Below are 16,675 nucleotides of genomic sequence, written 5' to 3'. Positions count from 1 at the left end.
ATGTTTCAATTAGGAAAAACCATAGTTTCGGAAGATATTATAGAAAAGGATTTTGTGTGCAACCTATCGGCCTGCAAAGGCGCGTGTTGTATTGATGGCGATGCCGGTGCGCCACTTGACGAAGATGAGGTTCAAATCCTAAAAGACATCTATCCGAAGGTGAAACCTTTTTTGCGACAAGAAGGTATTGAAGCTATTGAAAAACAGGGCACGCATATTACTACGGATTTTGGTGATTTTGAAACCCCTTTGATTAATAATGCCGATTGTGCCTATGTGATTTTTGATGAAAAAAACACAGCACTTTGCGGTATCGAAGAAGCTTATAATCAAGGAGAAATTTCTTGGAAAAAACCAGTATCTTGTCATTTATACCCCATTCGGGTCAAAGCATATTCTGAATTTTCGGCGGTAAATTATGATAAATGGGACATTTGCGATGATGCCTGCACGCTTGGTAAAGAACTGCAAGTGCCGGTTTACAAATTTGTAAAAGAAGCCCTGATTCGAAAGTTTGGGGAAGACTGGTATACGGAGCTGGAAAAAGTTGCAAAAACTTTATAAAATAACCATCTTGAGCACCAGCAAAACAAGGGTTTTTTGATAAAAAAATCTTCACTTTTTATGTTCACTTTTTAAGCAGTCAAAAATATTAAAATACTGATTTCCAGTACATTGCTAAAATTTTGTGTAAACTTCTTGTTTTCAGCGCTATTGTTTGTTTGTTAAAAACTTGTTGATAAGGTTTACAAAACACCCTTTCTTTTTTGAGAACAATTGCCAACCTTTGTTAAGAGCAAATAAAGTTAGATTTTCTGTTTCATTATATCAAAATAAAACGATGGGGAATCTGATTTTTTTTGGAAAACACACGCTATATTCTTTCTTAAAAAAAGAAATAATTTAGATTTTTTTTTTTTTGGTTTTACACCGGTCTTGCAACCAACTAGCTATTAATTATAAAATATGGAGATTACACACATTATTAAAAGAGATTACGAAACAAGCCCTTTTGTTTTAAAAAAGATTTCTAATGCCATTGAAAAAGCCATGCTTTCTGTTGGTAACGGCACTAAGGAAGACGCCAACACCATTGCCGTAAATGTTTTAAAAGCCTTATTGAACAGAAAGGAAAAAGATTATAAGTATGTGCCAACCGTGGAGCAGGTACAAGATCTTGTTGAAGAAAAATTAATGGAAAGCGCATTTCACGATGTGGCTAAAGCCTATATTTTATACAGAGACGAGCAGGCTAGAAACAGAAAGACCAATATTTTTGAAAAGCGCATAAACCTAAAACCTTACGAGTATCCTGCGCTTAACGATTATGTTGATGCCATAAGACATTCTTATTGGATTCATTCAGAGTTTAACTTTACCAGCGATATACAAGATTTTAAAACCAAGCTTACCATAGTAGAGCAAAATGCGATAAAAAACACCATGCTTGCCATTTCTCAAATTGAAGTGGCGGTTAAAAGTTTTTGGGGCGATCTTTATAATAAAATGCCTAAACCGGAAATTGGGTCGGTGGGAGCTACTTTCGCAGAAAGTGAAGTAAGACACCAAGACGCCTATTCGCATTTACTTGAAATTTTGGGTTTAAACAACGAGTTTAAGCACCTAAAAAAGAAACCCGTAATCATGCGTCGTGTGCACTATTTGGAAACCGCATTAAAAAACGCAAAAAGTGAAGATAACAAGGAGTTTTCAGAGTCTATTTTATTGTTCTCACTCTTTATAGAGCATGTTTCTTTGTTCTCTCAGTTTTTAATAATTATGGCTTTTAATAAGCATAAAAACATGCTTAAAGGAGTTTCAAACGTTGTTGAAGCAACCTCTAAAGAAGAACAAATCCATGGCGATTTCGGGATAGATGTTATCAGAATTATAAAAGAAGAAAACCCAACTTGGTTTGATGACGAGCACGCCAAATTAGTACAAGAATTATGTAGAGAAGCCTTTGAATCTGAAAGTAAAATAGTAGACTGGATTTTTGAAGCGGGAGAATTGGAATTTTTACCAAAAGATGTGATTAACGAATTTATTAAAAATCGTTTTAACAACTCCCTAGAAAGTATTGGTATTGAAAAAGTATTCGAGATAGACCAAAAATTAGTTGAAAAAACCGAGTGGTTTGACGACGAAATCATAGGCACAAAACACGGGGATTTCTTCGTAAAACGATCTATAAACTACAGTAAAAGAACAAAAAGTATAACCAGCGACGACCTATTTTAAAAATGAGCAACTACACCAACAAAACTACAGCAGAAAATTTACATCAAGAAGCAGCGCCTTCAAAATTCAACGAATTAATTAATGCCAGAACCGAAGCAATAAAAGAAGCTAGTAAGAAACCGGAAATAAAATGGTTAACAGAAAACAGTCGTAAATTTTTAGCATCAGGTTACTTAACTGACGACACAACACCCGAAGAGCGCATTAAGGAAATTGCGCTAAGAGCCGAAGAAATCTTAAAAATTGATGGATTTGCCGATAAGTTTTATGGGTATATGGCAGAAGGTTATTATTCGCTAGCTTCACCGGTTTGGTCTAACTTTGGTAAAAAAAGAGGTTTGCCCATTAGTTGTTTTGGTTCGCACATATCAGACGATATGGGAGATATTCTGTACACCCAATCCGAAGTTGGCATGATGTCTAAGTTAGGTGGCGGAACTTCCGGGTATTTTGGTAAACTACGGCATAGAGGTGCGCCTGTAAAAAACAATGGTGAATCTTCAGGAGCGGTGCACATCATGCAGTTGTTTGAAAAAATGGTAGATGTTGTAAGTCAAGGTTCTGTGCGACGCGGTCGTTTTTCGCCATATTTACCCATAGAGCATCAGGATATTCATGAGTTCTTGGAAATTGGTACAGAAGGAAACCCCATTCAAGAATTAACACATGGTGTTACCGTTGGAAACCAATGGATGGAAGAAATGATTGATGGCGATGCCGATAAAAGAGCCATTTGGGCAAAGGTATTGCAACGCCGAGGCGAAATAGGGTATCCTTATATTTTCTTTAAAGACAATGCCAACAATGCGGCGCCAGATGTATACCAAGACAAAAAGCATGAAATCTACGCTAGTAATTTATGCTCAGAAATCATGTTGCCAACAAACGACAGATGGTCTTTTGTATGTGTGCTTTCTTCAATAAATTTATTGCATTACGATAAATGGAAAGATACCGATGCCGTTGAAACCATGGTGTACTTTTTAGATGCCGTTTTAGAGGAGTTTGTTACCAAATTGGAAGTATATAGAGATTCTACAAATCGCGACGACCAGCAAACATTCCTCTTTATGGAAAAGGCCTATAATTTTGCCAAGGAAAACAGGGCTTTAGGTATGGGCGCTTTAGGATGGCACTCTTTATTACAATCTAAAATGTTGGCTTTTGATAGTCAGGAAGCTTTTAATTTGAATAGTGAAATATTTAAAACCATTGGTGAAAAATCTAAAAAAGCATCTGAAGAATTAGCCAAATTATTTGGAGAGCCCGAAGTATTAAAAGGTTACGGAAGACGAAACACAACATTAAATGCCGTGGCACCAACAACCTCTTCAGCATTTATTTTAGGGCAAGTGTCCCAAGGTATCGAACCCATTTGGTCTAACAGTTATGTAAAGGATATTGCCAAAATTAAAACCACAATTAAAAACCCGTTTTTAGTCGATCTTTTAGAAGAAAAGGGATTAAATACAAGCGACATTTGGAAAAGCATTCGCGATTACGATGGTTCTGTACAGCATTTAGAAGAGCTCACAGACCATGAAAAGGACGTGTTTAAAACCTATTCCGAAATCGATCAAATGACCATTATTTACCAAGCGGCAAATAGGCAAAACCATATAGACCAAGGGCAATCCTTAAATATTATGGTACACCCAGATATGCCGGTTAAAGACATTAACAAACTATATGTTACAGCTTGGAAATTGGGAGTAAAATCGCTGTATTACCAACATAGTATGAATGCGGCGCAGAAGTTTAAGCAAAAGAAAGAATGCACAAGTTGCGAAGGTTAATTTATAATTAATTTTAAGTGTACAAAATGCCACCTCAATTGGGGTGGTTTTTTGTTTGCTTACCATTTGTAAAAAAATGTTATTTTTAGGTTTTCAACTTAACCACCTATTTATGACAAATCAAAATTTTAAAGTTACCCCAGATTTATATGCAACAAAAGGAAATCGTTTTGCAAATTACATTGTAGATTTATTGGCCATAATATTGGTGTTTTGGATCGTTGTTTTCGGAGCATTTTATTTGTTCTATTCTTTTGCTACGGATACAACGCCAGCAGACAACCTTATTTTTTATATGGAAAATTTAAATCCATTATTGGACAGATTGATAACAGCCATTGTTTTGGCATTTGTATATTTTTCAATAGAAATGCTAACCAAAGGAAGAAGTATAGGAAAGTATATTACAAAAACAAAAGTTGTTTTAGCAGATGGTACTAAACCAACGGCATCAGACTATTTAAAACGTAGTTTTTCAAGAATGATACCTTTTGAAGCCTTATCTTTTTTAGGGTCACAAAGCAGAGGTTGGCACGATACAATTTCTAAAACCTTTGTGGTAAACATTGATAAGTTTGAAGCTAAAAAGAAAACCTTCAATGAGCTAGATCAAATTGGAGTAGCGCAAGAAACTGAATAAGTTTAAATTTTACTTATGGATAAATTTTTAGAAACAGCCATTGAAGAAGCAAAAAAGGGACGGCTTCAAGGCGGTATACCTATTGGATCGGTTATTGTTTATAAAGGCGAAATAATTGGTAGAGGGCACAATAAGCGTGTGCAAAACGGAAGTGTGGTTTTACACGGCGAAATGGATGCTTTTGAAAATGCCGGACGACAGCCTGCGAGCGTTTATAAAGCCTGTACTTTGTATACCACACTATCACCTTGTTCGATGTGCTCTGGGGCGATTTTGCTATACGGTATTCCAAAAGTTGTTATTGGTGAAAATAAAACCTTTTCGGGCGACGAAGCCTTATTGAAATCCCGTGGTGTTCAAGTAGATGTTGTAAATAATAAAATATGTATCGACTTGATGGAATCTTTCATTTCTGCCCATCCGGAATTGTGGAACGAAGATATTGGTGAATAACTTGTTTTAGTTTAAAATATCGGTACCCAAATACGCATCATCTTTATTGTAAAACCAAGCTCGGGTTTTCGGCATTTTTATACCGTTAACAATTTCTTCATCAGTCAATAAAATATATTCTCCGCTGTCTTTTTTAATAGACCCTTTATCGTCGGTTTTATAAAATTGATATACTTCCATGGCGTATGTTTTAGGGTTGAAATAAAAATGCCAAACATCTTTTCCAACGGAAACATCATAGGTTACCTGTATTACTAAATAGGCTTTTCCTTTGAATGATTTTTGCTCAACCACGTCGTTAATTATCGTGCCTTCATCTTTAAGTTTCATGGGCAAACCGTATAAATAAGTGTAGTAGTTTTTATATAAATAGGCGCGTTCACAACTTAAATTATGAGCTTTTAAAACCTGGTTCGATAAATCGGTGTTGCCGTTTAAGGTATTGGTACATGCCTCTTTTTTTACATCGTACTCGGTTACTACCGTGTCTTTTTTTGCTTTTAAATAGAAGTGCTCTTCGGGTAAATTGATACTAATTTTTGAGTTTCTATTTGAACTATTGGGCGTTTCCATGGTGACATGAAACGTACCATTAAATGTTTCCCATTTGTGTTGCGGGTCGTGGTATTTAATGGCTTTATCAAGTAATTCCGAACCTTTAATTTGTTGGCCAAAAGACATTATACCGAATAACAAAAAAAGCGAAGTAGTAAATAAAGTCTTCATGTTTTTTATGCTAAAATACAAGCTTTTTTTGATGGTTTCCGTAAAATGATTTTCATTTAAAATAAGGAAACACTTAAACCTCCTTTTTTTGGTTTTAAATTTAGAATCGATTAATTTAACAAAATCATTACAAGTGTGGTCTATAAACTAAATTATGAAACACCAAATTTATACGATTTTACATGCTGTACGATCAATGCGATTTTCTGGATTACACCTAATTTCAAGACGCTTTATTTCTGATAAAAACTATAATAAGTTAGCGCTATGATTAGAAAAACAATATTTGTTGTGCTTTTAATTATCATAGCGATTCTTCTGTTTTTTAATCCCAATTTTAAAACTATTTCTGCTGGTGTAGCCATTTTGCTTTTCGGGATGATTATGCTGGAAGAAGGCTTTAGGGTTTTTACCAAAGGCCCGCTTCAAAGTATACTAAAAAAAGCAACAAACAAGCTTTATAAAAGCATTACTACCGGTGCTTTGGTTACGGGTTTAATCCAATCCAGCTCGTTGGTATCGGTAATTACCATTTCGTTTGTCAGTGCAGAGTTAATCACTTTAGCAGGCGGTATAGGACTGATTTTTGGCTCCAATATCGGCACTACGGCCACGGCGTGGTTAGTGGCAGGTTTTGGGTTGAAAATCAAGGTGTCTACCTTGGCAATGCCCATGTTGGTTTTCGGAATTATTTTTGCATTTCAAAAAAGAACAGCTTTAAAAGGGGTTGGAAATGTTTTAGCGGGTTTGGGCTTTTTCTTTTTGGGAATTCATTACATGAAAGAAGGTTTTGATGTTTTTAAAACCTACTTCGATTTGTCCCAATTTGCTGTTTCCGGGTTTTTAGGCGTGTTTATTTATACCGGATTGGGAATTGTTATCACTACCATTTTACAATCTAGCAGCGCCACTTTGGCTTTAATTTTAACGGCGCTTGCGGCGGGACAGATAGAGTATGAAAACGCCCTGGCCTTGGCCATTGGCGCAAATGTGGGTACAACCATTACGGCCGTTTTGGGGTCGTTGGGCTCAAATACGGCTGGCAGAAGATTGGCCGGAGCGCATTTTGTTTTCAATATTACAACAGGGTTAATAGCCATTGTATTTATATTTCCGTTGGCCCGATTGGTTAATAATTTGTCTGAAGTTTTACAAATAGCAGACACCAATTACACTTTAAAACTAGCGTTGTTTCATACTATTTTTAATGTTGTGGGCGTGCTGGTAATGATTCCTTTTATTAAAAAACTTGAAGGTTTATTGCAACGGGTTGTAAAGGAAAAACCGGATAAGGACAAAGATGTTGATGAACCAAAATATTTAAACTCCGCTGTATTGAAATTTCCGGGAACGGCTATTTCAGCATTAATTAACGAATCGAGATATCTTTATAAAAACAGCATTTTCGAAATTGTGGCGCACGCATTAAATATTCATAGAGAAGACATAAAATCCAATGAAAAAATAAAGAAGATTGTAAAAAAATCCGATATAGATTTTAAAACAGATGTGGAAGGGTTGTACTATACCAAAGTAAAAACCATTTACAGCGAAATAATTAGGTATGCCACCACGGCACAAAGTGATTTAAAACTAAACAAAAGACAAATCAAGGTGGTTTCTGATATAAAAATAGCGAACAGAAAGATGGTTGAAATTATAAAAAGCGTCAAGGAGCTGAACAAAAATATCACCATGGCGTCGGCATCAAACAACAAACAACTGCAAAATGAATACGATGGCTTTAGAAAAAAACTAACCAAAGTGTTGAGGGTTATCTATTTGTTTAGAACGGAAACAGATCACGCAGAATACGCTCGAAAACTTAAGCAATTAAGAAAAGAAGCCAAAGCAAATATAAGGCAAAGTAACACCTCTATTGATCGATTGATTAGAGAGGATTTAATTACGGCTAAAATGGCGTCGTCGCTTTTTAACGATTATGCCAATGTAAACGATATAATAGACAAGCTCATTGAAATTGCCGAATTGTTATATGGTAAAAAGGACACGCTTTTGGAGAATAAAACGGAATAAAACCTGTATAAAAGATGCCGTTTTTGTTCTTCTGAATGCCCTCAAAAACCTAGATGCTCGCAACTTAAGCTGCTTCACTGAGTAACATTAAAGTTCCCGAAACCAAAATTCATTTGGCTTTAGGAATTTCAATGCGACATGCTTTATTCAATGATTCTTTTCAGACTAGCTATATTAAGGTTTAGTTGTCCTTTTTCTTTTTGTCTTTGTCAGATTTACTCCCAACTTGCAAAACGTCATCTACCACACTAATAGTGGCTGGTTTTACAGAGGCATCATGCGAGTTGTAGTATTCATCTAAAAGATTCATGGTAGCCGTTAACAAATCCTTGGTTTCCAATAATAAACTAAAATATAACGTTGTGTTTTTTGGGCTAGATTCCTCTGTTCTTGTTCTAGAGACTTGCTTTGCGATTTTATCGGTTACCAAGTCGTACACCTCTTTTTTACGTTTAATAATTTCGCCTATTTGCTCGAATGAGTGCGAATCGAAAGCCGCTTTGGTATCGTTAAACAAGGTTTCAAGGGTGTTGTCAACATCTTTAAGTTCTTTAATTTGGCTAAATTTAAGTTTCTTATGGTTGTTGTTAATGTGTTTATGGCTCACTTTTGATATGTATTCCAACGATTGTGTCATATCTTGTAAATAGCCTAAAATGTTAATATAAAAACTACTTGCACGTAAACTGGTTTCATCTAAATTTTTAATAAAATAGAATATGTTATCCCTCAACTCATCAACTTCGGCCGTTAGTTTATCAACTTGTTTTTTATTCTTTTTAAGTAGTGTTAAATCCTGTTTGGCCAAACCTTTTACGGCATTGCTGTAAATCCTGTTTCCGCGTTTTACAACATTGGCAATATTGCCGGCACTTTCGTGAATAACACCTTGTACCGATCTGCTCCCTGTTTTTTTCAGGCTGTCCTCGGCCTTTACTTCATTAGATTTTTTATTGTGTGCCACTGTGCTTCTTATCAGCAAAGCTATGGCTACCAATAATAAAATAGGGAACATAACTTTTATGTTTAAGTTTAATAAGTAAGCTACCAAAGCAGCTGCAGTAAAAGCGCTAAATGCAGTGAAGAACCAACCGCCAATAACGTTGATTACACCAGCTACCCGATATACGGCACTTTCTGCGCCCCAAGCGCGATCTGCTAAAGAGGTACCCATAGCCACCATAAATGTTACATAGGTTGTAGATAACGGCAGTTTGTACGATGTTGCAATAGAGATTAATACCGCAGCTACCATTAAGTTAACGGCGGCTCTCACTAAATCGAAAGCTGGGAGCTCCTTGGCTTTGTCTTTTGATACCTTTGCTACGGGAGCTTCAAATTGTTTTTCTATTTTATCCTGCCAAGGTTTAGGTAGAATGTATTCTGACATTTGAGACATTAACATAGCCGATCGTACAAATCCGCGCGATAAAAAATTAGGTTGAAAACGTTCTTTTGTTTCACCTTGGCTGGATAAATCCAAAGAGGTTTTTACAACATTTTTAGCCTTGGTAGAAAACCATAGAGTTAATACCATAATCATACCTGCCCCAAATAATAGCCAATTGTTTGTGGGTACTTTTTCAGCCAGTATTTCCATAGAAAAGTCTGTGGCCAAAGTTCCTGAACTTAAAAACGAAGCGCTCCATGCTTCGTAGGCATTGTACGCTGCGATTGGCACACCAATAAAGTTTACTAAGTCGTTGCCGGCAAAGGCCAATGCCAATGCAAAGGTGCCTACAATAATAATGAGTTTGTAAACATTAGTCTTAAAATAATGTATTAATGCATAGGCTAAGAGCGACCAGAAAACGAGACTCACTAAAGTGATAAATAGTACTTGGCTTTCTAAAAAATTATTCATGGTTTCGCCACCAAGAATATCAAATGATTCTTTAGCATAGGAGGTGCCTTTTAACCCTTTCATAAAAATGAAGTAGGTAATAGCCGTTAAGGCTAAACCACCAAATAAAGCGCCAACCCAAGCCGCTTTCTTTTCAAAATTATAAGATAGTAATACCCTTGCCACCCATTGAACCACGGCTCCAATAGTAAAGGCAACGACGACCGAGAGCAGGATTCCGAATATAATCTGGGAGGCTTTTGATGTGTTTATGTAATTGATGACATCACTAAAATTACCACCATCGGCACCAATTTTAATTAAAGCCATGGCAACAGCTGCCCCCAATAACTCAAATACAATAGAAACAGTAGTCGAGGTGGGCATCCCAACAGAATTGAAAAAATCTAACAATAGGATGTCTGTTATCATTACTGCCATGAAAATAATCATGATCTCATCAAACATAAATTCTCCCGGGTTAAATATCCCTTTTCTCGCCACTTCCATCATTCCGCTTGAAAATACGGCTCCAACGGCAACACCAATACTGGCAACAATCATAATGGTTTTAAAAGAAATAGCTTTAGAGCCAATGGCAGAATTTAAAAAATTTACCGCATCATTACTTACTCCTACAACCAAATCAGCAATGGCTAAAAAGGCTAGGGCAATAATCATATATAAGTATATATTTTCCATAATTTAGATTAAAATTGATTGCAAATATCTTTAGACTTTTGTGTTATAATGTTATCGAATTGTTATGTTTTAAAAATGAATATCGAATTGTAATCGCCACATCAATTCGTTATTACCGCCTTGAACTTCTAAATGACTGATATCGGTTTGAACTTTTAAATTGTGTCCAACAATGTATTTTGAAACACCCACGGTGTATTGGTTTTCTGGATTTTTCCCCGTAATATTTTGGTCTAATGTTATCGTGGTATAGCGTCCAGAAATTTCCCAGTTGTTTTTACATAAAACTCCTGTTTGAAGGTTTAGGCCTTTACCAACCTGCACTTCATCGCCGGTTAAGGTGCCATCAGAGTTTTTTGCCAATGGGTCTTTGGCGTCCCTATCGGCATATTCTGCCATGAATGAAAAACCTTGGTATTTAAACATCGCATCAATGAAAAGGGTGTTGATGTTGGTTTGGTAAAAATCCGTATCACCATCAATAGTCATATAAGAGCCTTGATTGCTTCTGGTTTTAACCGCATTGTTATTATGGTCGTAACTTACTCCAAAAGCTAATTTTGGGCTTTGTTCCCTTTTTAAGTCAGCACCAACATAGTCGCCTTTACTTGCAAAATTTCCAAAGGGTAATAATTCAATACGACCAGTGTATTGATGGCCGCCTAAATTTCCTGTGGTAATATTTCTTCCTTCGCCTTGTGCTATAGAAAATATCTCTTTTACAACAAAAGAATCAGATAAATAAAAATGATGTCGTAACTGTAAGCCTAAATCTCTATCAATATTAAAACGGCTATTTAAAAGCGAGCGATCTACTTGTTGAAGACTGGCCGATGAAATGACACGCTCCCTATTCCCCGGAAGTTTAGCTTGACCAAACCAAAGCTCGAAACTTGGTGCAAAATGCCATTTCATCACTGCATCAATAATATACCGAGGCGCATTGCTTGTAAACGGCGAAGCACCGGAAATATCCCGATTGGATAAACCTAACTCTAATTTATATTCTAGTTTGGGTGTAAATGCGTAACCGTCAAATTTTAAACGGGCACGACGTACTAAAAAATTCGATTCGTTATTTTGCCTATCTTCCCAGGTTGAAATAGCCAGAAATTGCATTCTGGCACCTATTTTCATGGTCCAACTGCTATCTTGACCAACTAAGTTAAAAAGACCTTTACCAAATTTCGGAGATGTAACGTCTTGAGAATGTGATGCCACTATTGCAAAATAGCAAATGACCGCACAAATAATCTTAAGTTTCATTATAATGTTTTTAGTTTTTGTCGCCGCAAAGAACTGAAACTAATGTTAACTTAATGTTTCCTAAAGATTAAGTTTTTAAATAAAAAAAAGACTGCCCTGGCCTAAGGCAGTCTCATTAGAAATCATAATAATGTAGTCGACAAAAACTAATAGATTATATGAAATACTAATTGTTTGGTCTTAAGACCTAGCAAATATCTTGGTTTAAGTTGAGGTTTATGTAATCTTAGTATTAAGTAATTATTAAACTTTCCAATGTTAAATCTTTATGTAAAAAATAACTATAAAACGATAAAAAACAGAGAGTTACTGTTTTAATGTTATCATAATGTTAAGCGAAGGTTGTTTTAATGTTACCTAATTTGTATATTTGAGATATAATGTTAAACCCATAATTATGAAGAAATCAATTTTATTGCTTTTCACCTTTTTAATTACTGTGGTATCTATTGCTCAAGAAAAGCAAAAGAGAGATTTAAAACTTAACAAAGACACAAACTTAATTGATGTTGTTTATTATCATGACAATGGTGTTGTAAGCCAGAAAGGGTCTTACACAGTAGATGGTAAATTACAAGGTGAGTGGTTAAGCTTTAACACAGCAGGTGAAAAAATCGTTTCTGCAAATTATGATAATGGTAAAAAAGTCGGCAAATGGATTTATTGGATTGACGGAATTAAAAAAGAAGTCAATTATGAAAACAACGTCGCTTCGTTATAGTTTATATGGCAAAGTGAATAATAAAAAAGCATCCTAATTTTTAGGATGCTTTTTTATTATTTTAATGTCTGGTCTTGAACTACTGATACACTAAAACACAAGTGTAATGAAAAGATCAGACAACATATTGAGTTAGTTTCCTACCGTCCAGTTTGCGCCCCATGTTGCATAGTCCGTCCCTGTTCCCTGACCTTCACCTGAGATGAAATCTGTTTCAGAAAAAGTATCGCCAGTATCATTTTTGGTTTTTGTGGTTACATCGATAAAGGTAATGTTTGTAACATGTAAATCACCGTTAATAACTCCGGTTCCAGTGGGATTGTCGCTATTGGCACCCGCATCGCCATCAAGGTCGAACCCCTCGGCAAAGCCTTCAATTAGAATATTGTTAAAAATTCCTTGGGTACCAGCTCTTAACCTAATGGCTTCGTTTCCTTTTGACGAACCCAAACCAACAATTGTGGCATTGGTTACGGTGGGTTTAGACCAAAATTTAGGATTAGAAAGATTCCCAATGTCAGTGTTGTAGCCATCGCATTCAAACCCTTTATCATGGTCTGCTCCGTGTTTAATGTAAGCATTTGTAATAGACCCCGTAAACCCTTCAGTCCAATCAATTGAATCATCTTGACAATTAATTACAACGGCATAAGACACTTCTGCTGTTCCGCCGAAAAACTCTATCCCGTCATCAGCTCCTTCGTAAGCTTGAATATATTCAATTGTTGTTCCTGCGCCAACACCATAAAAAGAGAATCCGTTGTTTTCTGAAGAGCCATCAGCGGCTCCGCCCGAATATTCAACACGTACATAACGTAAAACACCTGAATTATCGGCCGAATCTGTTCCGCCGTAAGGCAAACTTCCAATTTCTGACGTTGATGTTGCACTGCCGGTAACAGAGTTAATAGGTGCTTTTCCTAGTACTATTAAACCGCCCCATTGTCCAGCCGCCGGATTTGAATTTCCAGAGGTCATTACAATAGGTTTTTCGGCTGAACCATTAGCTATAATTTTGGCGCCTTGGGAAATTGCAATGTAAACATCGGCACCCGTTGCAATGGCTTTAATTGTTACACCTTCGTTTATAGTCAGTGTAGTGCCTTCAGCCATTATTACTGGACCACTAATGGTGTAGGTTCTATTGGCTTCCAATGTTAAGTCTGAAGAATATTCCGCGGCACCAATGGCGATTTCTTCATCATTGCTACCAGTGTTTCCACCGCCATTGTTATGAATAACGCTGTTATCCGTGATGTAAATATCGGCTGTGTCGTCTGTAGCACACGAGTTAAAAAGCAATGCTATGGTTGCTAATCCTAATACTAAATTGTTTTTCATCATTTCTAAGTTTAATTTTTATTCGTTCTTTAATTAATGGTTTTAAAATTTATATTTTAATTGGAGTCCAATGTTCATTCCTTTTTTATAGTTTGAAACATCTTTTCCGTTAGGGGATGTTACCACTATAGCGCCTTGGGTTGTTTCTCTAATATATTTTATACTTGGATTTAAAAGGTTTTTTGCGTCGACATTGATTTCAAACGTTTTGCCTATTTTATTTTTTAGAATAAAATCTAAAGTTGGAATCCCTTTTTCAATAACATTTCCTAAATGACCAGATCCTAAAGCATCAATTCTATCTGAAAAATAAGAGAATGATAAGGTTGCGTTGGGTTTGTAGTGTTCAAAAGATGTTGGTGAATAGTTAATATCTGCATTGATAATTAATGGCGAAGCGCCTTGTAATGCCTCTTTGTCATTTACAAAACTTACATTAAAATTGCTGCCAACGATGTCTTGATACAAATCTTGTTCAGTATACATATACGTGGCATTTAGCCCCATAGATAGTTCTGCTTTGTCATCTTCGTTAGTAATGATGTTTTTTCTAATCTCTGCTTCGATGCCATAGATTTGAGCTTTTTCACCCGTTCTGAAAAAACGTTGTGTTCCTGTAGCGTCAAACGCTACAACTTGATTAATTGGATCTTCAATTTGTTTGTAGAATGCACCGAGTGAGATTAATTCTGATGTTGTTACAAACCATTCATATTTTAAATCGACATTTAAAATTTTTGAGTACGATACATCTTTTACATTAGTATATGAATCTCCTGCTTTTTGTCCCAACAGATCTGGATTTCCACCGATACGCTGCGATACACTTTCATAAACAAAAGGCGCCACTTCTTTAAATTCTGGAAGAGAAATGGTTTGACTTGCCGAAAAACGTAAATTTTGATCTTCGGTTATAGCATATTTTGCACTTAAACTCGGCAAATACAATACATCTGAAGCTTCAATATTATCGTTGCCATTTACACCTAAATTAATAACATCGTACTCAATGTATTGCTTAAAAGATTCTACCCTAACCCCTGGAATAATTAGCCATTTTTCATTTAGATTAATCTCAGCATTTAAGTAACCCGCGTAAATATCTAGTTTACCTTTATAGGTGTTTTCAGATAAACCCGGTCTGTTTGTATTACTAAGATTTGGATATGGTTTTATTACTTTAATCTCGTAAGTGCCTTGATTATCATTTAGATTTAAGTTATCTAAAGTGAAAAAGCTATTTAAATTATTAACGTTTTCAATTCCGCTGTTATCAATAATATCATAGCCATATCTAATATTGTCAAAACGACGTTCTTTAGTTCGCGCATTATAACCAACATTAATTTTAATGTTTTCAGAGGGTTTGTAAGCTAAGTTTAAACGACCGTTTAACTCTTCATCTTCGATGTTTTGGAAATAACGCTGATTATCAAAATCTACATTACTATAAAAAATAGGTTGAGTATTAGGGTCATTGTCCCAAGCATATTGATAGTTTTCAAAATTTAAACGTTTTCTATCTGGTTCATGCGCAGCAACATAGTTGTGACCAAAGCCCCAATCTAATTCAATCTTATCAAATTTATGAGTTCCTAAAAGTTGATTAACATAAATAAGATTTTCATTAAATTGAATATTCTGCTGATAAAACCCTTCGTCTGTATTGGCTATAGCATCTCGATTTCTACCTTTACCATCAATACCAAAGTAGCCTATTTTGTCTGACGAACTGTTTACAAATAAAGCGTTAAATTTAAGGATGTTGCTCGTATCCATTCTATAAATGATAGATGCCATGGCTGTCGTGGTGGTGCCGTATTCAAACTCTTCAGATTGCTCAAAGGCTTTTTTCTCAACATTGGTGTAATCTATTGAAGAGCCTTTTCTGTACTGGTAATCGTTTTCAAACGAACCAGTAGCGTAAAAACTAAGTTTTGATCCGTTTTCAAAATTGAATGATTTTCCAAAGGCACTATTAACACTTGTGTTTATTGGCATGCCAGCATCAACAGGGTCGAATCCGTGAGATAAAATAACGGCAAAAGGGTTATGCGCATATCGGTTATAAAACCCAAAATGACCTGCCCCTTCGCTCCTTACAAAATCTTTACCGATTGCATTGGTGTTAATTTCGGAGCCGATTCCAAAGTCAAAGAAACCTGAGCCTTTATAATCTTTTGAGGAAATATCTACATTTCCTGCAGCAAAATCACTATAGAATTTTGAAGAATACGCTTTGCTAATCGATACGTTCTCAATGATATCAGAAGAGAATAAATCTAAATCAATATTCTTTTTGCTAACATCGTTGGATGGTAAAGACAACCCATTCATTGTGGTATTCAAATATCTATCTCCTAAACCACGCACATAAACATTACTGGAGCCTTCTTGTTTTGATACACCAGAAATTTTAGAAACTGCAGCGGCGGCATTACCAATACCTTTTCTCGATAACTCTTCAAAACCAATACTTTGTTTAATTTCAACGGCTTTTTTTTGCTCTAAGAGTAGTGCTGTTTCGCTTTCTCGTTTTGTAGTTGTGGTAATAATGACTTCGTCTAAAGAAGCTGCACTTGCAGCCATAATTACATTTAATTCTGTCTTTTTACCAGCTACAATGTCAACACTAATCTCTTGTGTTTTGTAACCCACAAAACTAAAAACTAAAGTGTAACTTCCGGTTTCTAAATTTTCAAAAGCATATAAACCATCAAAGTCTGATGTTGTTCCCGTAGTCGTACCTTTTATTAAAACATTGGCAAACGCCAAGGGCTCATTATTAAACTCCTTATCGGTTATTTTTCCGGCCACTGAACCGGTGTTTTGGGTGTGTGAAAATGTTGCAGTAAGTAGTGTAAATAATAGTACTATATGTTTCATTATTTTTTTTAGTTTGATGCTGC

General features: G+C 35.7%; 12 protein-coding genes. 7 read left to right on the top strand and 5 right to left on the bottom strand.

Translation table 11 applies throughout. The annotated features are described in order from the left end of the window. The 5 genes from RNZ47_RS01560 (at position 1) to RNZ47_RS01540 (ending at position 5,130) form a co-directional block, all read left to right on the top strand. The gene (locus RNZ47_RS01560; protein ID WP_311935433.1) at positions 1-564 is read left to right on the top strand and encodes a DUF3109 family protein; all 564 of its coding nucleotides are present in this window, start codon (positions 1-3) and stop codon (positions 562-564) included. A gap of 402 nt (positions 565-966) precedes the next feature. Beyond that, a complete protein-coding gene (locus tag RNZ47_RS01555) occupies positions 967-2,241 on the top strand; it encodes a ribonucleotide-diphosphate reductase subunit beta (protein WP_311935432.1) in 1,275 nt (424 codons plus the stop codon). Between the two features lie 2 nt (positions 2,242-2,243). After that, positions 2,244-4,037 (top strand): ribonucleoside-diphosphate reductase subunit alpha, encoded by a 1,794-nt coding sequence (locus RNZ47_RS01550; RefSeq protein WP_311935430.1) that lies wholly within the window; start codon positions 2,244-2,246, stop codon positions 4,035-4,037. 112 nt (positions 4,038-4,149) lie between these two features. Then, complete coding sequence (locus tag RNZ47_RS01545) at positions 4,150-4,677, top strand: RDD family protein (RefSeq protein ID WP_311935429.1); 528 nt, start codon at positions 4,150-4,152, stop codon at positions 4,675-4,677. A gap of 15 nt (positions 4,678-4,692) precedes the next feature. Then, the gene (locus RNZ47_RS01540) at positions 4,693-5,130 is read left to right on the top strand and encodes a nucleoside deaminase (protein WP_311935427.1); all 438 of its coding nucleotides are present in this window, start codon (positions 4,693-4,695) and stop codon (positions 5,128-5,130) included. Between the two features lie 6 nt (positions 5,131-5,136). Here the strand turns inward: RNZ47_RS01540 and RNZ47_RS01535 are convergent, their stop codons facing one another. Then, positions 5,137-5,856 carry a DUF6503 family protein gene (locus RNZ47_RS01535; protein WP_311935425.1) on the bottom strand — a complete coding sequence of 240 codons (720 nt, stop codon included), beginning with the start codon at positions 5,854-5,856 and terminating at the stop codon, positions 5,137-5,139. A gap of 267 nt (positions 5,857-6,123) precedes the next feature. Between RNZ47_RS01535 and RNZ47_RS01530 the strand changes: the two genes are divergently transcribed. Next, positions 6,124-7,893 (top strand): Na/Pi cotransporter family protein, encoded by a 1,770-nt coding sequence (locus RNZ47_RS01530; protein WP_311935422.1) that lies wholly within the window; start codon positions 6,124-6,126, stop codon positions 7,891-7,893. Between the two features lie 181 nt (positions 7,894-8,074). On the opposite strand, the gene RNZ47_RS01525 is transcribed toward RNZ47_RS01530, so the two are convergent. Both RNZ47_RS01525 and RNZ47_RS01520 read right to left on the bottom strand, forming a co-directional pair. Then, a complete protein-coding gene (locus RNZ47_RS01525; RefSeq protein WP_311935420.1) occupies positions 8,075-10,438 on the bottom strand; it encodes an inorganic phosphate transporter in 2,364 nt (787 codons plus the stop codon). A gap of 69 nt (positions 10,439-10,507) precedes the next feature. After that, positions 10,508-11,704, bottom strand: a complete 1,197-nt coding sequence (locus RNZ47_RS01520) for a porin (RefSeq protein ID WP_311935418.1) — start codon at positions 11,702-11,704, stop codon at positions 10,508-10,510. A 397-nt stretch (positions 11,705-12,101) separates the two neighbouring features. Here RNZ47_RS01520 and RNZ47_RS01515 point away from each other — a divergent pair, with 397 nt between their 5' ends. Continuing rightward, on the top strand, positions 12,102-12,425 hold the full coding sequence (locus RNZ47_RS01515; protein WP_311935416.1) for a toxin-antitoxin system YwqK family antitoxin: 324 nt from the start codon (positions 12,102-12,104) through the stop codon (positions 12,423-12,425). Positions 12,426-12,557: 132 nt separating this feature from the next. Here the strand turns inward: RNZ47_RS01515 and RNZ47_RS01510 are convergent, their stop codons facing one another. Beyond that, the gene (locus tag RNZ47_RS01510) at positions 12,558-13,766 is read right to left on the bottom strand and encodes a beta-helix domain-containing protein (RefSeq protein WP_311935414.1); all 1,209 of its coding nucleotides are present in this window, start codon (positions 13,764-13,766) and stop codon (positions 12,558-12,560) included. A 42-nt stretch (positions 13,767-13,808) separates the two neighbouring features. Beyond that, positions 13,809-16,652, bottom strand: a complete 2,844-nt coding sequence (locus RNZ47_RS01505) for a TonB-dependent receptor (RefSeq protein WP_311935412.1) — start codon at positions 16,650-16,652, stop codon at positions 13,809-13,811. Positions 16,653-16,675: the final 23 nt, after the last annotated feature.

Source organism: Hwangdonia seohaensis, from assembly GCF_031932625.1.
Classification (GTDB): Bacteria; Bacteroidota; Bacteroidia; order Flavobacteriales; family Flavobacteriaceae; genus Hwangdonia; species Hwangdonia seohaensis.
This window is presented reverse-complemented; position numbering and strand designations above follow the sequence as displayed.